Origin of the sequence: Leisingera sp. JC1 (assembly GCF_001679925.1) — a bacterium.
Taxonomy (GTDB): domain Bacteria; phylum Pseudomonadota; class Alphaproteobacteria; order Rhodobacterales; family Rhodobacteraceae; genus Leisingera.
Map to the genome: position 1 here is coordinate 108,504 of NZ_LYUZ01000114.1, position 18,397 is coordinate 126,900.

An 18,397-nucleotide genomic window follows, 5' to 3' on the forward strand; every position below is an offset into this window, starting at 1 on the left:
TTTTCCCGGAGGCCCTGTCATGCTGAGACCCTTTCTTGCCGCCTGCACCATTGCCTTCACAGCTCCAGCGGCCATGGCCGCCTGTGCCACAGACGGTGAAATCACCGCCTTCGTGGACAGCTATCTGGCCAAGGCCCCGGCGCAGGCGCTGTCCCCCGGTGGCAGTATGCAGGACGCGCTCTGCTCTCAGGCTAAACTGGCTCTGGCCATGGAACCAATTATGGGGCCAGTTGTCGGCTACAAGGCCGGCCTCACCAGCAAACCTGCGCAGGACCGCTTCGGCGCCACAGAGCCGGTGCGGGGCCTGCTGTTCCAGAACATGATGCTTGAGGACGGTGCCACCCTTGACGCCCCCTGGGGTGCCATCCCGATGGTGGAGGCGGACCTCGTGCTGGTGGTTGCGGATGAAGCGATCAACGGTGCCATAACGCCTACGGAAGCCCTCGCCCACATCTCCGCCGTCCGCCCGTTTATTGAACTGCCCGACCTGACGCTTGCCAAGGATCAGCCCTTCACCCCGGAAACCATCACCGCAATGGGGGTTGGCACCCGTCTCGGTGTCCTCGGTGCGCCGGTGCCGGTTGAAGACCCGGCAGAGATGGCCCGGATGCTGGAGGAAATGTCCGTCACAATGCGCGACGCGGCGGGCGGCGTGCTGGTGCAGGCACCGGGCCGGGCAGTTCTGGGCAATCCGGTCAATGCGGTGCTGTGGCTGCGCTCCAAGGGGGTGGAGTTCAAGCCGGGCGACCTGATCTCGGTGGGGTCCTTCGGCCCGCTGTTCCCGCCGCGCGCAGGCAAGGGCGGGGTCAGTGTGACTTACGAAGGTCTGCCGGGCGATCCGGTGGTTGAAGTGTTCTTCAAGCAATAATCCGCTGCCGCCGGGAGGAGGTGCTTCGCTTCGGGCTGTGCCCGAAGCGATCCGCGCCGCGCTTTTGGCGCGGCGCTTGGCCCAACCAGAACGGATTCCGCAAGGAAGCCAGGAGTGGGCGGGAGCGTCCCGGCTGCGGGAACTGCCTACCGCCGCCCCTCGCGCAGCCAGCCTGCGAGGATGAAGAAGGACACCAGCAGAAGCGCCAGCCAGCCGGGCAGCAGCGGGCCTTGGCTGACTGAAAGCGTCTCATAAGCCTCCCGCGGGGTCAGGCCGATCCAGCCGCGCCCCGATGCGGGCCGCCCGGCGCGCACGCTGCGCAAGGCGGGCATCCCGTCCTCCAGCCGTAAGACGCCGCCGCGCAGGGGCTCCAGCACCGGTGCCAGCACAGACCCGGTGGCAATGGTTTCCTCGAACTCCTTGGGCGCCGCAGGCCCAAGTCCGACCACGGTGGTCTCATCGCCCTCTTCCAGCCGGTACAGCCCCGGTTCCGGCCCTTCATAGCGGGTTTCCCATTGCCCCGGTGCGCTCGGACGCAGGTCCAGATCCACCGTCGAACCATCCGGCGCAGTCACCGTCACCGGCCCGACCCGGCCTGCCAGCGTGCGGCGCAGGATGCGCATCCGCTGGCCAGTCACCTCGGCCCAGAGCGCCTCTTCCTCCAGCTCCGGCTCCTTCATCATCCAATGCGCAAGACGGCGCAGCAGCTCCAGCTGCGGCCCGCCGCCCTCGTATCCCCGGCTCCACAGCCAGGCATGGTCCGACGCCAGCAAGGCAACCCGGCCCTCACCCACCCGGTTCAGCACCAGCAAAGGCCGTTCGCCTGCGCCGCTCATCAGCACATGGCCCTCGGGTGTGCGAAGTTCGATCTGACGCAGCCAGCGGCCCCAGTCCGCGGCCCCCTCCAGCCCCGAAGTGACGGGGTGCTGCTTGCCCAAATCTGTGACTTCCGGACGGTAGGCCTCCTCCAGCACCCGCGCCGAGGGTTCGGCGGGCAGGATCAGCGACAGGGGTGAGCGGTAGATGCTGTCGGCGCTGGCGAAATCCGGTCCCGCTGCCACCAGCACCGCGCCGCCGCCCATCGCGTAATTGGCCACATTGTCCAGATAGACCGCCGGCAGGATGCCGCGCCGCTTGTAGCGATCAAAGATGATCAGGTCGAAGTCCTCGATCTTTTCCAGGAACAGCTCGCGGGTGGGAAAGGCGATCAGCGACAGCTCCTCCACCGGCACCCCGTCCTGCTTTTCCGGCGGCCGCAAGATGGTGAAATGCACAAGGTCCACCGCGCTGTCGGACTTCAAGAGGTTGCGCCAGGTGCGCCCGCCCGCGTGCGGCTCGCCCGACACCAGCAAGACCCGCAGCCGGTCGCGCACCCCGTTGATCTGCACCAGCGCCTGGTTGTTGCGCGCGGTCAGCTCACCCGGCTCTTCCGGCACGGAGAACTGAATCACGTTGCGGCCGCCATGCTTCAACACCAGCGGCAGTTCGAAATCAACGCCCACGGGCAGGGCAAACCGCTGCGGCGGCCCGCCCGCGACCGAGACGTCTATGTCGGCAAAGCCGCCCTGCACCGGCACCGCGCCCTGATCCTCGATCCTCAGCGTCAGTTTCACCGGTTCGCCGATGATGGCAAAGCCGGGGGCGTTTTTCACGATAAGGCGCCGGTCCCAGTCGTCTTCGCGTCCGGTCAGCAGCAAATGCATCGGTGCGGGCAGGTTCACCGGCTGATCCGCGTCATGCGCCTGGCCGTCAGACAGGGCTATGATCCCCGCCACCCGCGCCCGCGGCTCATCCGCCAGCGCCTGGGCGATGGCCGCCATCAGCCGCGTGCCTTCGTCGCCCTCGCCATCCGGCACGGTGACCCAGCGCACATCGGTGCCGGGCCGGTCCGCCAGCGCCGCCTTCAGCTGGCTGCGCGCCCGCGTGATCTGTTCCGGGCGGTCCCGCAGCTGCTGGCTGGCGGTCTGGTCTTCCGCCACGATCACGATGTCGCTCAGCGGCGCGCGGTCCTCGCTCTGATGCACCGGCCCGGACAAAGCAGCCAGCAGCACCAGCGCCGCCAGCGCCCGCAAGGCCCAGCCGGACAGTCCCTTCCACAGCCCCAGCAGCAAAGCGGCCAGAGTGACAGCCCCCGCGGCCCAGATCACCGGCCAGGGCACCAGCGGGTCGAACAGGATCGTCTGTGTCATCGCGCGCTCCTACTGACCCAGCCGGTCCAAAAGGGCCGGCACATGCACTTGGTCGGATTTGTAATTGCCGGTCAGCACATGCATCACAAGGTTGACACCAAACCGGAACGCCAGTTCGCGCTGCCGCTCGCCCGCATAGCCGCGCCCGACCGGCAGCAAGGGCCGCCCGTTCTCATCAACTGCCCAGGCCGCGGCCCAGTCGTTGCCGCCGATCACCACCGGCGTCACCCCGTCGTTGAGGTTGCGGAAGGGAATGCCCTCGGCCTGTTCCGCATCCGGCGGCGCCGCTTCGACCCAGACCGGGCCGCGCCCGTGGCGGCCGGGAAAGGCCTGCAGCAGATAGAAGGCACGGGTCAGCACATGGTCCTCCGGCACCACCTCCAGCGGCGGAATGTCCAGCGGCAGCGCAATCTGCTGCAGCCGCCGCGCCGCGGGGCTGGTCGCGCCCGAGGCCGTCAGATCCGCGTCGCGGGTATCAAACAGGATCATGCCGCCCGACCGCAGATAGGTGTTGAGCTTGGCATAGGCCTCAGACGAGGGCAGCGGCTGATCGCGGGTGACGGGCCAGTAAAGCAGCGGATAGAACGCCAGTTCATCCTGCTCCAGGTCGACAGCCGCCGGCGCGGCAGGCTCGACCGAGGTGCGGAAGAACAGCGTGTCCGTCAGCCCGCGCAGGCCCGCCGCCGCGACCCGGTCCACCTGCGCGTTGCCGGTCAGCACGTGGGCCAGCACCAGCTCCGAGGCAATGGCCGCCGCCCGCAGATCGTCTTCGGATTGTGCTTGCGAGGGGGCGGGCAGGGCGGTGTCCTGCGCCCGCACCTCCTGCGCGGGTACCAGCGCCGCCAGACCCAGCGCCGCCGCCAGTGCGGCAGTGCGGGCGCGGCCCAGCAGGCCGGAGACCGCCAGCGTTCCCAGCACATCCAGCGCCAATAGCCCCAGCGCCAGCGTCAGCAGCGCGCCGCCCAGCGGCAGCTCCTGCGGCGCGCCATAACCGCTGACCGCAACCGAGGCCGGCCAGCGCGCGGCCGTCAGCTCTTCACCCGGGCGCAGCACATTGCGCGCCAGCATCCGCCGCCCGCCGTCATAGACACCGGGCCGCAGCTCCGGCCCCGCGGGCGCCGCCACCAGATCCGGGCCTGCCACGCCGGGCAGCGTCTCCGCCGCCTCCAGGCGGCCAAAGCCGTCCAGCACCTCGACCGGTGTCCAGGTGGTGCCTTCCAGATCCTCCGCCTTGGGCTGCGCAGCGGAGGAGGACACCGCCAGCCGCTCCAGCATCGACACGAACAGGCCCGACAGCGGCAGGCTGCTCCACTCCGCATTGGCGGTCACGTGGAACAAAATCACCTGGCCCTGTCCCAGCGTCTTGCGTGTCACCAGCGGCGTCCCGTCCGCCAGCTCTGCGATCACCCGCGCGGCCAGCTCCGGGTCCGGCTGCGCCACCACCTGAGAGCTGATCGAAACTTCCTGCGGCACCTCAAGCCCGTAGAACGGCGAGGCCTCACCAAAGGGGGCCAGCGTCTTCGGCTCGCCCCAGCTCATGGCGCCGCCGATGCTGCGGCCGCCAATGCGCAGGCGCACCGGCATCAAGGGTTCTTCACTGCTGCGCGCCGTATCGCTGGCCGCCAGCCGCGGCCCGGCAAAGCGCAGCAGGAGGCCGCCGTTTTCCACCCATTCAATGACGGCCTCTTCCTGCGCGGGCGCCAGCCGCGCCACATCGGCCAGCACGATCACATCCGGATTGGCCGGCAGCAGATCCCGCAGCGCGCCTTCCAGCAGCTCGGCTGAGGGCGCCAGCGCCTGGCGCAGGTAATGCAGCGGCGACAGCAGCGCCAATCCCTCGTCGGCGCTTTGCGAGGAGACCAGCGCCACCTCCCGCCGCCGCAGGCTGTCATCGGTCAGCGCCACCGCGCCCGCCGATTTCACGCCGCTGATTTCAAACCGCGACAGCCGCGCGCGCAACTCCGCAGGCAGCGACAGTTCGGCAGTGGTCTCCCGCGCCCCATCGGCAAACCGCAGCGGCAGCGACGCCAGGCTGCGCTCGGTGCCGCCCGGGTCCTTGCCTTGCGCCACCACGGACACCTCCTGCGCAGGCCCGCCGCGGCTGCGCTGCACTGTCAGCTCAATCGCGCTGCCGGTATAGCTCGCGGGCATCAGGCCCAAGACGGGCAGCGGCTGTTCAAACACTTCAATCTCTCCGCGCTGCCCCAGCGCCTCGATCAGCCCGTCGCGGCCCGGATAGTCCAGCCCGTCGCTGAACCACACGGTGTCAAACCCGCCCTCGGCGGCGCCAATCGCCTCCAGCGCCTGCTCCAGCTGCTCCGGCCCCGGCTGCCAAGGCAGCGGCGCCAGTCCGGCCAATTGCCGCTGCCAGTCGCTGGCGGCGCGGAACTGCACCGCTTCCGGCGCGCTGAGGCGCAGCACCGCCACCGGGCGTTCGGCCCGCCCGGCCTCGTCCAATTGCACCGCGGCCTGGGCGCTGGTCTGTTTCCAGCCCGCCGCGCCGCCCCAGCTGGCGTCCATCACAATCAGCAGCGGCCCGCTGCCGCCCGCATCCTCGATCGCGGGGTTCAGCACGGGCCCCGCCAGGCCGATGATCGCCGCCGCCATCGCCAGCAGGCGCAGCAGCAGCAGCCACCAGGGCGTGCGGTCCGACAGGCTCTCGTCATCCTTCAACCCCAACAGCAGCGTCACCGCCGGGAACGGCTGGCGTTTCGGCGCAGGCGGGATCGCCCGCAGCAGCAGCCAAAGCACCGGCAGCGCCAGCAAGCCCAGCAAAAGCCAGGGCGCGGTAAAGCCGATGCCTGCAATCATGGTCATGGCGCGGTCCGCTCCAGTGCATGGTAAAGCCACATCAGCGCCGCCTGCGCCGGGTCGCCCGTGTGATGCTGGCCGAACCGCCAGCCGGCCTCGCGGCAAAGCCGCTCCAGCGCGTCCCGCCGTTCCGCCAGCCGGTCCAGGTAGCGCTCCTGCAGGGCAGAGGCCTTCAGTGTTTCATGTGTGACACCGCCCGCAATGCTCTGAAACAGCGTGCGGCCGGAGAAGGGAAAGGCCTCCTCCGCCTGGTCCAGCACCTGCAGCAGCACGCCCCGCACCCCGCGCGCGGCGGCCTTGGACAGGGCCTGTTCCACCGGCTCATACGGCCCCAGGAAATCCGAGATGAACAAAGCCCGCGCATGCGGGATCAGCGCCCGGTGGCCGGGCGGGGCGTAATCCTCCGCATCGTCATCCGACAGCGCTTCCGCCAGACGCAGGATCTGCACATTGCCGCGCCGGGGCGGCAGCGTGCCGCCGGTGAGGCCCACCCGCTCGCCGCCCTGCACCATTAGCACCGCAGCCGCCAGCCCCAGCAGCCGCGCGCGGTCCGCTTTCTGCGGCAGCTTGGGCGCCGAGGCAAAGCGCATAGAGGCGCCGGTATCCACCCACAGATGCACCGTCTGGGCAATCTGCCACTCCCGCTCGCGCACATATTGCACGTCGCCCATGGCAGAGCGCCGGTGGTCGATCATCCGGCGGCTGTCGCCGGCCTGCGCCGGGCGGTACTGCCAGAAATCATCGCCGGTGCCCGCCCGGCGGCGGCCATGCTCGCCCATCAGGACAGAGCCCGCCAGATGCCGCGCCTGCACCAGCAGGGGCGGCAGGGCGCTGGCCTCTGCCTCCGCCCGGTGCCGCAATCCGGTTGCGGTCTGAGAGGCCGCAGGCCTGGTCACGCGGCGGCCCCGGTCCGGGCCAGTTCGCTCGCAGTTTCCTCAATGAGCGCGGCCAGACTCTCACCCCGTGCGCGCGCGGCAAAATTCAGCTGCATCCGGTGGCTCAGCACCGGTTTCGCCATGTCCAGCACATCCTCTGCGTTGGGTGCCAGCCGCCCCTGCAGCAGCGCCCGCGCCCTGACTGCCAGCATCAAAGCCTGCGCCGCCCGCGGACCTGGCCCCCAGGCCACGGTCTGCGCCACATGGTCCGAGACACCCGGCTCATCCGGGCGGAAGGCGCGCACCAGATCCAGGATCATCTCGACGACCGACTCGCCCACCGGCATCCGCCGCAGCAGGGTCTGCGCCGCGATCAGCTCAGCGGCGGTAAACACCTGATAGGCTTCGTCTTCCTCAACACCGGTGGTGGCCAGCAGGATATCCCGCTCGGTCGCCCGGTCGGGATAATTCACGTCGATCTGCAGCAGGAACCGGTCCAGCTGCGCTTCCGGCAGCGGATAGGTGCCCTCTTGTTCAATCGGGTTCTGGGTTGCCAGCACATGGAACGGCGCGCCAAGGCTGCGGTCCTCGCCCGCCACCGTCACCACCCGCTCCTGCATCGCCTGCAGCAGCGCCGATTGGGTCCGGGGGCTGGCCCGGTTGATTTCATCCGCCATCAGGAGCTGGCAGAACACCGGCCCCGGCACGAACCGGAACGACCGGTGGCCGTCCTCTGCCGTGTCCAGCACTTCCGAGCCCAGAATATCCGCAGGCATCAGGTCGGGGGTGAACTGGATCCGGTTGCCCGCCAGCCCCATCACCGTGCTGAGGGTCTCCACCAGCCGGGTCTTGCCGAGGCCCGGCAGGCCGATCAGCAGCCCGTGGCCGCCGCACAGCAAAACCGAGAGCGTGAGGTCCACCACCCGCTCCTGTCCGATAAAGCGCTTGGTGATCGATTCGCGCGCCTTTTGCAGCTTGGCTTCCAGCGCTTCGATATCCCCCAGCAGATCGTCCGTTTCAGGCATGACATTCCTCGTTTCCCGGATATATGCTGTTACTCTATCGTGCTGACAGGAAATGGCAAAAGCAATGAGCGGACAAAAACCCGTGACCCCCGATGCCGAAGGCATCGCCGCGGCGGCAAAAGCGGCCGGAAAGGGCAAGGGTTTGCCGCCCGTCCACCTGTGGAACCCGCCTTTCTGCGGCGATCTGGACATCCGCATCGCCCGTGACGGCGCGTGGTACTACCTCGGCACGCCGTTCACCCGGTTTGAGCTGGTCAAGCTGTTTGCCTCCATCCTCAAGCTGGAGGACGGCAAGTATTACCTTGTGACCCCGGTGGAAAAGGTCGGCATCACCGTCGAGGACGCGCCTTTCGTGGCGGTGGATTTCGATGTGGCGGGGCAGGGGCGCGATCAGGTCATCACCTTTACCACCAGCATCGGCGATACCGCCGCAGCCGGGCCTGACCACATGATCCGGGCGGAGCGCGATGCGGAGAGCGGTGAGCCATCCCCCTATGTCATGATCCGCGCTGGCCTTGAGGCTCTGATCGACCGCAAGAGCTTTTACCGGCTGGCGGATCTGGGCGAGCACCACGAGGACTGGTTCGGCGTCTGGTCCGGCGGCACGTTCTTCCCGCTGATTCCCTCCGCTGAGCTGGAAGCAGAATAATTGCAGGACACTCTGTAAGATTTTCGCCTGGCCGAAGGCCGGGCAGCACCCGTACCGCCCCCCCGTCAAACCGGAGGTTTGCCTCCGGTAAAACGGGCGGGCGCTTCGCTTCCCGCCAATCCGCCAACAACCCGGACGCGGGCGGTAATCAGCCAAAAACCAGCCCTCCTTCGGTTAACGAAAGTTTAATAGGAAAATTCTGCACTTTTGACGCCTTGGCTGCCCGGCGGAGCGGCGCTAGACCAACAGTCAACAAGGAGAATCCTATGCCCCGCTTCGCGGCCAATATCTCGCTGCTGTTTGCCGAGCTGCCCTATCTCGACCGGTTCCAGGCCGCGGCGGCTGCCGGTTTTGACGCGGTGGAGATCCTCTATCCTTATGAAATCGCTGCCAAGGAAACCCAGCGCGCGCTGATGGCCAACGGGCTGCGGCTCCTGCTGATCAACGCGCCGCCCCCCAATTACACCGGCGGCATGCCCGGCTATGCGGCGGTGCCCGAAGGCACCGACCGCTTCCAGCGCGACATCCGCCGGGTGCTGCGCTACGCAGAGGCGCTGAAGGCGGGCAAGATCCACGTGATGGCCGGCTATGCCAAGGGCAATACGGCACAGCAGACCTTTATCGAAAACCTGCAATGGGCCGCCGACCGCGCGCCGGAACAGATGTTCACCATTGAACCGCTGAACAGCGGCGACCAGCCAGGCTATTTCCTCGACGACTACAACCTCGCGGTGGAGGTTCTGGACGCGGTGGACCGGCCCAATGTCGGCCTGCAGTACGACGCCTACCACGCGCAGATGATCCACGGCGACGCGCTCAAAGTGTGGGAAACCTTCGGCCCCCGCGCTGTGCATGTGCAGATCGGCGCCGCCCCTGGCCGCTGCGAGCCGGGCACCGGGCCGGTGGATTTTCAAGAGCTGTTCGAAGCCATAGACGAAAGCGGCTATGACGGCTGGGTCAGCGCAGAATACACCCCCTCAACCCGGCGCACCGAGAACAGCCTGGGCTGGATGCGCTGACCGTCGTCCCGGTCCGTCTGCGCAGATATCTGTGCAGCGGCGCAGATTGTTCCGCAGTCAAGGCACCGCATATCTGAAGCAGCACCCCATTCCCCGCTGCCAAGGAGACCGCCATGATCCCCGCCCGCTTTGCCCCGCTTCTGTCCGGTTTCCTGATGTCGCTGATGATGTCCTCGATCGTGTCGGGCATCTCCACGCTGCGGGTTGCCGGCGCGGATGAGGGCTTTGCCGCCGCCTGGCTGACCGCCTGGGCCTACAGCTGGCCGGTGGCCTTCCCGGTTGTGCTGGCGGTGGCGCCGCTGGTGCGCCGGATCGTGGCTATCGCCATCCGCCCTCCGGATGCGGCATGATGCCCGCGGCAGGCCGGAATACACATTCGTGAATTGAAATGTGTTTTCCGGTACGGCATAAGCTGCCGCAACAGTAAAAGGACCCCGCCAATGCTCCCCGCCCGTTTTGCGCCCGTGTTGTTCAGCTTGATCCTGTCGGGGATGATGTCCTTCATCGTCACTGGCGTCGCCACCTGGAAGGCGCTGGGCTTCGGCACGGGTTTCGGCGGCGCCTGGATGCAGGCCTGGAGCCTGAGCTGGCCGATTGCCTTTGCCGTTGCCTTCACCGCCGCGCCCCTGGTGCGCAGGCTGGTGGCGAAACTGGTCAAGCAGCCCGCCGGAGGCTGAGGCCGGGCGGTAAAAGGGCAGGGGATACTCCCGCCCGCCGCAAGCAGCATCAAAGATGCAGCAGCAGCCGTTGGGCGTGGCGCCGCTGGCGCGGCGTAAGGGGTTTGCTGAGAAGCCCCTTAAGGGCAGGTCTGCCCTTAAGGGGCGTTGCCGATTGTTTTCAGGGCGGGCCGCGTCAAGGGCAAGCCGCGCTGACCGCGCGGAGGCTGCGCCTCCCTTGACCCGGTGAGGCGAGGTTCCGTCAGTTCAGGCAGAGGAACAGGTCGTAATTCGTCCTCGCGGCGGAATCCTTGCGGGAAGAGGCATGTTCCGCCTGTTTCCCGTGTTCCTTCTGACAGATCCGGTCGGCCTCCCGTGTGGCCGCCTTCAGCGCCCAATGCCGCGGGTGGTGCTGCCGGGTGGCGATGGTCACGCTGTCGCCGTTGTATTCTGTAGCCGCGGGCCTGATGTGATGCGCGCAGCCGCCAACGGCGGCCAGCACGCTGGCAATAAACAGTTTTTTCAATGGCCTGTCCTGAAATAGCTGGTCTCAATCCCGGGGCGTCAGCCGCGTCCGGCAGCCCCGGGCACAGGCATCCCAGCCCAAGAGCGGTGTGTCAATGCGCCTCGGCCCAGTTCGAACCGCGGCCTGCGTCCACCACCAGTTTCACGTCCAGATGCACCGCCGGATCGGCGGCGTTCTCCATCACCTCGCGGGCCGTCGCGATGGTCTCTTCGACCGCCGCCTCCGGCACCTCGAACAGCAGTTCGTCATGCACCTGCAACAGCATCCGCGCAGGCAGATGGGCAATCGCCTCCGGCATCCGGATCATCGCCCGGCGGATCACATCTGCCGCGGTGCCCTGGATCGGCGCGTTGATCGCCGCGCGCTTGGCAAAGCCCGCCTTCGGCCCCTTGGCGTTGATCTCCGCGGTATGGATCTTGCGCCCGAACAGGGTCTGGACGTAGCCATGCTCCTTGGCGAATTCGACGGTGCTGTCCATGTACTTGCGGATGCCCGGGAAGCGCTCGAAGTAGCGGTCGATGAACCCCTGCGCGTCCTTGCGCGGAATGCGCAGGTTGCGCGCCAGGCCAAAGCCGGAAATGCCATAGATCACACCGAAGTTGATCGCCTTGGCCTGGCGGCGGATCTCCGGCGTCATCTCCTCCAGCGGCACCTCGAACATCTCGGACGCGGTCATCGCGTGAATGTCGACACCTTCGGCAAAGGCCTGTTTCAGCGCATCAATCCCGGCCATGTGGGCGAGGATCCGCAGTTCGATCTGGCTGTAGTCGAGCGACAGCAGAACATTGCCTTCTTCCGCCACAAACGCCTCGCGGATGCGGCGGCCTTCCTCGGTGCGCACGGGGATGTTCTGCAGGTTCGGATCGGTGGAGGCCATGCGCCCGGTGCTGGCCCCGGTCTGGGCATAAGATGTATGCACCCGGCCGGTGTCCGGGTTGATATGGTCCTGCAAAGCGTCCGTATAGGTCGACTTCAGCTTGGACAGCTGCCGCCAGTCCAGCACCCGCGCGGGCAGGTCGTGCTCGGTCGCCAGATCCTCCAGGATGTCCGCACCGGTGGCATAGGCGCCTGTTTTGCCCTTCTTGCCGCCTGGCAGCGCCATCTTGTCGAACAGGATCTCGCCCAGCTGCTTGGGCGAGCCGACGTTGAAGGTCTCCCCCGCCAGCTCATGGATCTCCGCCTCCAAGCCCGCCATTTTCTGGGCGAAGGCGTTGGACATGCGCGAGAGCGTATCGCGGTCCACCTTGATGCCGTTGCGCTCCATATCCGCCAGCACCGGCACCAGCGGCCGCTCCAGCGTTTCATAAACCGTCGTGACCCGTTCCTGATGCAGTTGCGGCTTGAACAGCTGCCACAGGCGCAGGGTGATGTCGGCGTCCTCGGCCGCATAGGGTACCGCGTCATCAATTGGCACCCGGTCAAAGGTGATCGCGGACTTGCCGGTGCCCAACAGCGGCTTGATCGGGATCGGCGTGTGGTCCAGATAGCGTTCGGACAGCGCATCCATGCCATGCCCGTGCATCCCTGCATGCAGCGCGTAGGACATCAGCATGGTGTCGTCGATGGGCGCCACGTCCACGCCGTAGCGGTGCAGGATCTTGGCGTCGTATTTCATGTTCTGGCCGATTTTCATGATCGCTGGATCTTCCAGAACCGGTTTCAGCATGGCGATCGCTTCCTCCAGCGGCATCTGTCCCTCGGACAGGCCCTCGCCGCCGAACAGATCATCGCCCCCGGCCTTATGCGTGAGCGGAATATAGCAGGCCTCGCCCGCCTCCACGCACAGCGAGATGCCGACCAGATCGACGACCATTTCATCGAGGCCGGTGGTCTCGGTATCCACCGCCACCCAGCCGCGCTCGCGGATGCGGTCGACCCAGACCTGCAGCGCCGCCGCATCGCGGACGCATTCGTATTTCTCCTTGTCAAAGGGCACCGCCTCCGGCGCTGCCGCTGTGGAAGCCGCTGCGGCGGGGGCTTCCGGAATGGCCGGCGCCTCCATGCCCAGCTGATCGGCCATGCGTTTCGACAGTGTGCGGAATTCCATCTCGCTCAGGAAAGTCAGCAGGGTCTCCGCATCCGGCTCCTTCACCTCCAGATCGTCCAGGGTGAAGTCCAGCTCCATATTGCAGTCGAGCTGCACCAGCTTCTTCGACAGTTCGATCTGATCCCGCTTCTCAATCAGCGTTTGGCGGCGCTTGGGTTGTTTGATCTCCTCGGCCCGGTCCAGCAGTTCCTCGAGAGAGCCGAATTCGTTGATCAGCAAAGCGGCGGTCTTGATCCCGATCCCCGGCGCCCCTGGCACGTTGTCAACCGAGTCGCCCGCCAGCGCCTGCACATCCACCACCCGGTCCGGGCCGACGCCGAATTTCTCCACCACGCCGTCGCTGTCGATGCGCTTGTTCTTCATCGCGTCCAGCATCTCGACGCCGCCGCCAACCAGCTGCATCAGGTCCTTGTCCGAGGAGATGATGGTCACCCGCCCGCCGGCATCGCGCGCCTGATGCGCCAGCGTTGCGATGATGTCATCGGCCTCGAAGCCCTCGATCTCCTTGCAGGCGATGTTGAAGGCGCGGGTGGCGTCGCGGGTCAGCGGGAACTGCGGCACCAGGTCCTCCGGCGCGGGCGGGCGGTTGGCCTTGTACAAATCGTACATCTCGTTGCGGAAGGATTTGCCGGAATAGTCGAAAATCACCGCCACATGGGTCGGCGCATCCGGGCCCTTGTTGTCCTCGACCTGCTTAAACAGCATGTTGCAGAAACCCGCCACGGCGCCGATCGGCAGCCCGTCAGATTTTCGCGTCAGCGGCGGCAGCGCGTGATAGGCGCGGAAGATGAAGGCCGAGCCGTCGATCAGGTGGAGGTGACAACCTTTGCCGAACTGGGTATTGCTCATGGTTATTCACTCCCGTTGATTTGGCGCCCGCATGTTTCGAAAATCCTTATCCTTCATCCCCCGCCGCACTTCAATTGCCGTTCTGCCGGCCGCGCTGGCGGTTCTTGTCTCCTGCGCCGCTCCGGTCAGCCAAGACGGCACGATTGACGCCATTTTCCCCAAGAACTGCACGCACTCGCCGGGCGATCCCAATAACTGCACGCCGGTGGCCGCCTGCCTGGAAGGGGGCGATCTTTTCACTGGGCGCGCAATCGGTTGGCTTGACGGGACCTTCAGCGGCAGGACCGTGGCCGGGGCAGAATGCTCAGGGCAATGGAAGATACAAAGCACGGTCGGCAATTATGGGAACGCACAGATCACCTGTGATGATGGCCGTTCCGGTACGGCAAAGTTCTCCTATGCAAACCTGGCCGCTTACACCGTCTGGGGGACGGGTGAATTGAGCGATGGCGGCGAATTCAAGGTCTGGGCAGGAAAGGGGCTGAAAGGGCTTCTGAAACGGAAATACGGGACCGCAAATGCCATCTGCGCAGAGTTCCGTGAATAACGTGGAGCATTGACTGGGTGTGATGGCTCAAAACACCCCCATCATCAGCCCCGCGCCCATCGCCAGCCCCAGCTCGCGGCAGGCCTCCAGCTGATCCTCCGGGATCACCTTCTCCGCCAGAATGGCCTCCGGCGTTTGCGCATGGGTGCAGATAATCAGCGGCTTCTGCACCTCTTTCAGGCGCCAGCCGGTGGCAATCCGCGCGCATTGCCGCGCCGCGTTCTCGCCGTCCGATCCGGCGCAGACCATCTGCGCATAAGGCCGCCCCTCGATCTGTCCCAGCACCGGGTAATAGCAGCGGTCGAAAAACTCTTTCATCTGGCCGGACAGCGCCGCCAGGTTCTCCGGCGCGCAGAAGATATAGCCGTCCGCCGCCAGCAAATCCTCCGGCCCGGCGTCTTCGGCGCGTTTCAGAATGGTGTCCGTCTCTCCTCGCGCGGCGTCAAACGCAGCCTCCGCCATCCGGCGGCTGCCGCCGGTGCGGCTGTGATAGACGATCAGAAGCTGTGCCATATCCGCTGCCCGCGCTTGGTTCCCGCACCGGACACTACTGGACGCAGGCAATTTTCCTCAAAGAAATTCGGCCGGAAAATTCGAATTTCCCGGTCTCAGTGCTGGATGTGCCCGCTTTGGGTAACTCGGCCGTCTTCCGCATAACAAACAAACAGCGAGGCCGGGTCCATTTTGAAACCGCTGCACCAGCCGAGATTGTAGCGGTCGCAACTATTGCCGTGAATTGTGGTCCGCCCGTCAGCTTCTCCCAGGAGACCGGTTGCTTCTGAACGCTCCGTTCTGCCTGTGTACAAGTGATTGCGCAGCAGGTCGCCGACCATCGGGCCGCGAGGACAGGAAAGTGCCAGGTCCACGCAACGCCATTCAGGGCCATCGCCACATTCCCCGGCTGACGCCCACTTCTCAGGATCGAAGTCTTGGCCCCGGAACGGCAGTTCGTGGAGGTAAAAAGTCAGCGCCGGCGGATAGCTCAAAGCAAATCCGGCGGTCACTTCTGCCGCAATGGCAACGAGGGGTATTGCTGCAAGCGCAAGGAGGCCGCGCTTGATCCAGCGTCCGCTCACTCCGCCGCCTTGGCCGCGTCCTCATAGATGAACTTGCAGTCGCAATAGGGGCATTCGACCCAGCCCTGCTCCTCCGGGATTTGCAGATAGACCCGCGGATGCCCCAGCGCGCCTTCGCTGCCGTCGCAGGCCACCTTGCGGCTGTTCACGATCCTGGTTTCCGGCGCTTCGGTGCTCATGGCTGGCAGTCCTTTCACTTTTCGGCTAGGCGCTTTTATGAGCCAAGGAAAAACCGGGGGCAAGTGCGGCGATGAGTGCTGACGCAATCCAGATCAAAGCTTTGCGCAAAATCTACAAGGGCCATAAGGGCCAGCCGGAGAAACACGCGCTCAAGGGCGTCGACCTGACGGTGCCGCGCGGCTCTGTCTTCGGCCTGCTGGGGCCGAACGGCGCGGGCAAATCGACGATGATCAACATCCTCGCAGGCCTCGTGCGCAAGACCTCCGGCTCGGTGTCGATCTGGGGGTTCGACCAGGACGCAAACCCGCGCCAGAGCCGCGCCGCCATCGGGGTGATGCCGCAGGAGCTGAATCTCGACCCGTTCTTCACCCCGCGCGGCGCACTGGAAGTGCAGGCGGGGCTTTACGGCGTGCCCAAGCACGAGCGCCACAGCGACGAAATCCTGCGGATGATCGGGCTTGAGGACAAGGCAGAGGCCTATGCACGCACCCTCTCCGGCGGCATGCGGCGGCGGCTTCTGCTGGGCAAGGCGCTGGTGCATCACCCGTCTGTGCTGGTGCTGGATGAGCCGACGGCGGGCGTCGACATCGAGCTGCGCCAGATGCTGTGGGAAAACATCCGCAAACTGAACGCGCAAGGCATGACCATCATCCTCACCACCCACTATCTGGAGGAGGCTGAGGAGATGTGCGACGAGATCGCCATCATCAACCAGGGCGAGGTGGTGGCGCGCGACAGCAAGTCCAGCCTGCTGGGCCGGCTTGATGCCAAGACCATGGTGGTGCAGCCCGCGGTGCCGGCGGCAGTGCTGCCGCAAGGCGACGGCATCGAGGCCGAGCTGCGCGAAGACGGCGCCGTTTGCCTGCGCTACCGCAGCCGCGCAACCAGCGCCGAAGACGTGCTGGCCGCGGTCCATGCGGCGGGTATTTCGATCCGCGACGTCAAGACAGAGGAAGCCGATCTGGAGGACGTCTTCCTGTCGCTGACCAAGGCCGCGGGATAATAGTCAAAACCATCTGTCTCATCCAGCCGGCAAGCGCGATTACGCCAGCCCGGGCAGCGGCCATTCCGGATGCGAGCGGCGTATGAGCCGGGCACTTCTGCCGCTTTCCGCAAATGTGCAGAACCCCGCTTTCAGATAGTTTGCAGCAAAACCGGCAGGTTCTGGGCTGCCTGCAAGTGAGGGAGTTTTTGAGCATTCCGTGCCGCTGGGCAGGTCTGTTACGGACCAAAATGCAGGTCTAGGCTCTGCGCGGCACAGGTGCTCAAACCTGGGTCCGGCACATATCCAGAAAAGCTGAGACCAGATCCGTCTGCCGCGACGCTCTTGCCAGCGCAATGGAAACCTCGAAACGGCCGATCTCCTGCGCGAGCGGGCGCGTGACCACAGCATCGCCTTCAATCGTCTGGTTCCGGCCAGGCGGGAAGCCAACAAGCGTATAACCCAACCCCTTTCCCACATAAGCTTGAACCATTTCGCGGGATTGCGAGGTCAGCGGCACCTCCGGGTCAAGACCGGCAGCCCGAAGCAAGTCAAGATAGCTGGGGCCGGGACCAGCCCGCGACACGGAAATGTAGGGAAGGCCGGACAGCTCCTCAAGCTGCACGCTGTCTGCCTTTACCAAAGGGTGCGACGCAGGCAGCAAAACCAAGGGCGGCAACGCCTTCAGGGTTTCGACATCGAAGCGCGTGTCATCTAAGCCCTGATTGAAAACAACAAGCGCATCGGTCTCCCCCGCATCTAGTGCTGCAACCAGGCTTGGAAAATCATCTTCCACGACTTCGATACGGACGCGGGGGTAGCTGTCGCGGAACGTCAGAACCGCAGGCAGCACAATCCGCTGGGCAATGGCATAATGTGTCCCGATCCGGATCGTGCCGGCTTCCCCCTTGGCCAGGTCGGCGGCATGACGGTCCAGGGCCTTCGCCCGCGTCAGCAGAGCTTCCGAATCTGTAAGGAACTCCGCCCCCGCACGGGTCAGCCGCATACCCCGCGCGGGAAAACGGTCAAACAAGGTCAGGCCAGTGACCGCTTCGAGTTTGTCCAGCGCCGATGAGACCGCCGCAGCGGAGACGTTCAGGTTTCGTGCCGCAGGCGCGATACCACCGCAACGGGCAGTTTCCGACAGAAAGGCAAGTTGCCGCAGTGAAAATCGAACCATCAGAAAAATCATCCTTTGCGCCAGATTTATTCAGTTTTTTCGATCTTGGGCAATCTCCTATCCTTCCCGTCAGAGAACAGGGAGACAACCGATGGACATCAGACCTTTGACAGGCGGCCTGGGGGCGGAAATTTTCGGAGCCGATATAAGAGACGCTGCGCAGTTCGCGGAAATCCACGCAGCCTTCGCTCAATATTCCGTCATTGTGCTCAGAGGGCAAAACATTGCCCCGGAAGACCACCTGGATTTTGCACGACGCTTCGGTCCGATCAACGTGAACCGCTTTTTCAAACCCGTCGACGGGCATCCAGAAATCGCAACCGTCCTTAAGGAAAAGGACCAGAAAGAAGCGGTCGGCGAAGGCTGGCACACCGATCATTCCTACGACCAGATCCCGGCGATGGGATCGGTACTGCATGCTATCGAGATGCCGCCATACGGCGGTGACACGCTGTTCGTGTCGATGGGCGCGGCCTATGAGGCGCTGTCAGCCCCCATGCGCCGGTTTCTGGATGGGCTGACGGCTGTGCATTCGTCCCGTCACGTCTTTGGTGCGGCCGCGTCGGACAGCGAAGCGGCCAAAAGCGGGCGGTTGGGCAATGCCGAAGCGGCGACGCAGGATGCGCGCCATCCTGCCGTCATCACGCATCCGCTCAGCGGGCGCCGCGGATTGTTCGTAAACCCTGTTTTCACCACGCATATCGAGGGTTTGACGGCCGATGAATCTGCGGCCCTCCTCAACATGCTGTATGAGCACTGCAAACAGCCCGAATTTCAGGCCCGTGTCCGCTGGCAGGCAGGCGATATCACCATGTGGGACAATCGCGCCACCTGGCACAAGGCGATCAACGACTATCAAGGCTTCCGGCGTCTCATGCACTGGGTCACTGTGGATGGTGTAGCTTTGTCGGGTTAGAA

Annotated in this window: 18 protein-coding genes; 8 read left to right on the forward strand and 10 right to left on the reverse strand. The window is 65.5% G+C overall.

The annotated features are described in order from the left end of the window. Positions 1-19: 19 nt before the first annotated feature. Positions 20-868 (forward strand): 2-keto-4-pentenoate hydratase, encoded by an 849-nt coding sequence (locus tag A9D60_RS18865; RefSeq protein WP_065269015.1) that lies wholly within the window; start codon positions 20-22, stop codon positions 866-868. A gap of 146 nt (positions 869-1,014) precedes the next feature. On the opposite strand, the gene A9D60_RS18870 is transcribed toward A9D60_RS18865, so the two are convergent. Genes A9D60_RS18870 through A9D60_RS18885 form a run of 4 tightly spaced genes read right to left on the reverse strand, consistent with a single transcriptional unit; the run spans position 1,015 to position 7,768 of the window. After that, entirely contained in the window at positions 1,015-3,057 is a 2,043-nt protein-coding gene (locus A9D60_RS18870) for a hypothetical protein (RefSeq protein ID WP_065269016.1), read from the reverse strand. Positions 3,058-3,066: 9 nt separating this feature from the next. Then, a complete protein-coding gene (locus A9D60_RS18875; protein WP_065269017.1) occupies positions 3,067-5,874 on the reverse strand; it encodes a DUF4159 domain-containing protein in 2,808 nt (935 codons plus the stop codon). Then, positions 5,871-6,764, reverse strand: a complete 894-nt coding sequence (locus tag A9D60_RS18880) for a DUF58 domain-containing protein (RefSeq protein WP_065269018.1) — start codon at positions 6,762-6,764, stop codon at positions 5,871-5,873. Before A9D60_RS18880 ends, A9D60_RS18875 begins: the two co-directional genes overlap by 4 nt. Beyond that, complete coding sequence (locus A9D60_RS18885) at positions 6,761-7,768, reverse strand: AAA family ATPase (RefSeq protein WP_065269019.1); 1,008 nt, start codon at positions 7,766-7,768, stop codon at positions 6,761-6,763. Before A9D60_RS18885 ends, A9D60_RS18880 begins: the two co-directional genes overlap by 4 nt. 64 nt (positions 7,769-7,832) lie before the next feature. On the opposite strand from A9D60_RS18885, the gene A9D60_RS18890 reads away from it, so the two are divergent. The 4 genes from A9D60_RS18890 (at position 7,833) to A9D60_RS18905 (ending at position 10,113) form a co-directional block, all read left to right on the forward strand. Next, entirely contained in the window at positions 7,833-8,417 is a 585-nt protein-coding gene (locus tag A9D60_RS18890; RefSeq protein ID WP_065269020.1) for a DUF1285 domain-containing protein, read from the forward strand. 266 nt (positions 8,418-8,683) lie between these two features. Then, positions 8,684-9,436 carry a hydroxypyruvate isomerase family protein gene (locus tag A9D60_RS18895; RefSeq protein WP_065269021.1) on the forward strand — a complete coding sequence of 251 codons (753 nt, stop codon included), beginning with the start codon at positions 8,684-8,686 and terminating at the stop codon, positions 9,434-9,436. Between the two features lie 113 nt (positions 9,437-9,549). Then, on the forward strand, positions 9,550-9,786 hold the full coding sequence (locus tag A9D60_RS18900; protein ID WP_065269022.1) for a DUF2798 domain-containing protein: 237 nt from the start codon (positions 9,550-9,552) through the stop codon (positions 9,784-9,786). A gap of 90 nt (positions 9,787-9,876) precedes the next feature. Further along, positions 9,877-10,113 (forward strand): DUF2798 domain-containing protein, encoded by a 237-nt coding sequence (locus tag A9D60_RS18905; protein WP_065269023.1) that lies wholly within the window; start codon positions 9,877-9,879, stop codon positions 10,111-10,113. 241 nt (positions 10,114-10,354) lie between these two features. On the opposite strand, the gene A9D60_RS18910 is transcribed toward A9D60_RS18905, so the two are convergent. Both A9D60_RS18910 and polA read right to left on the reverse strand, forming a co-directional pair. Continuing rightward, on the reverse strand, positions 10,355-10,618 hold the full coding sequence (locus tag A9D60_RS18910) for a hypothetical protein (protein WP_065269024.1): 264 nt from the start codon (positions 10,616-10,618) through the stop codon (positions 10,355-10,357). 91 nt (positions 10,619-10,709) lie between these two features. Continuing rightward, positions 10,710-13,514 (reverse strand): DNA polymerase I, encoded by a 2,805-nt coding sequence (polA, locus tag A9D60_RS18915; protein WP_065269025.1) that lies wholly within the window; start codon positions 13,512-13,514, stop codon positions 10,710-10,712. A 31-nt stretch (positions 13,515-13,545) separates the two neighbouring features. On the opposite strand from polA, the gene A9D60_RS18920 reads away from it, so the two are divergent. Then, positions 13,546-14,061, forward strand: a complete 516-nt coding sequence (locus A9D60_RS18920) for a hypothetical protein (protein ID WP_065269026.1) — start codon at positions 13,546-13,548, stop codon at positions 14,059-14,061. 27 nt (positions 14,062-14,088) lie between these two features. Here A9D60_RS18920 and A9D60_RS18925 read toward each other — a convergent pair whose 3' ends face one another. The 3 genes from A9D60_RS18925 to A9D60_RS18935 all read right to left on the reverse strand — a co-directional run bounded on the left by A9D60_RS18925 (position 14,089) and on the right by A9D60_RS18935 (position 15,316). Next, a complete protein-coding gene (locus A9D60_RS18925; RefSeq protein WP_065269027.1) occupies positions 14,089-14,574 on the reverse strand; it encodes a flavodoxin family protein in 486 nt (161 codons plus the stop codon). Positions 14,575-14,669: 95 nt separating this feature from the next. After that, positions 14,670-15,137, reverse strand: coding sequence for a hypothetical protein (locus tag A9D60_RS18930; protein ID WP_065269028.1), 468 nt, complete (start codon positions 15,135-15,137; stop codon positions 14,670-14,672). After that, on the reverse strand, positions 15,134-15,316 hold the full coding sequence (locus A9D60_RS18935) for a zinc-finger domain-containing protein (RefSeq protein ID WP_019295009.1): 183 nt from the start codon (positions 15,314-15,316) through the stop codon (positions 15,134-15,136). Before A9D60_RS18935 ends, A9D60_RS18930 begins: the two co-directional genes overlap by 4 nt. Positions 15,317-15,387: 71 nt before the next feature. Between A9D60_RS18935 and A9D60_RS18940 the strand changes: the two genes are divergently transcribed. Next, positions 15,388-16,320 (forward strand): ABC transporter ATP-binding protein, encoded by a 933-nt coding sequence (locus A9D60_RS18940; protein ID WP_065269029.1) that lies wholly within the window; start codon positions 15,388-15,390, stop codon positions 16,318-16,320. Between the two features lie 262 nt (positions 16,321-16,582). Here A9D60_RS18940 and A9D60_RS18945 read toward each other — a convergent pair whose 3' ends face one another. Beyond that, complete coding sequence (locus A9D60_RS18945; RefSeq protein WP_065269102.1) at positions 16,583-17,479, reverse strand: LysR family transcriptional regulator; 897 nt, start codon at positions 17,477-17,479, stop codon at positions 16,583-16,585. A 91-nt stretch (positions 17,480-17,570) separates the two neighbouring features. On the opposite strand from A9D60_RS18945, the gene A9D60_RS18950 reads away from it, so the two are divergent. Continuing rightward, the gene (locus tag A9D60_RS18950; protein WP_065269030.1) at positions 17,571-18,395 is read left to right on the forward strand and encodes a TauD/TfdA dioxygenase family protein; all 825 of its coding nucleotides are present in this window, start codon (positions 17,571-17,573) and stop codon (positions 18,393-18,395) included. Positions 18,396-18,397: the final 2 nt, after the last annotated feature.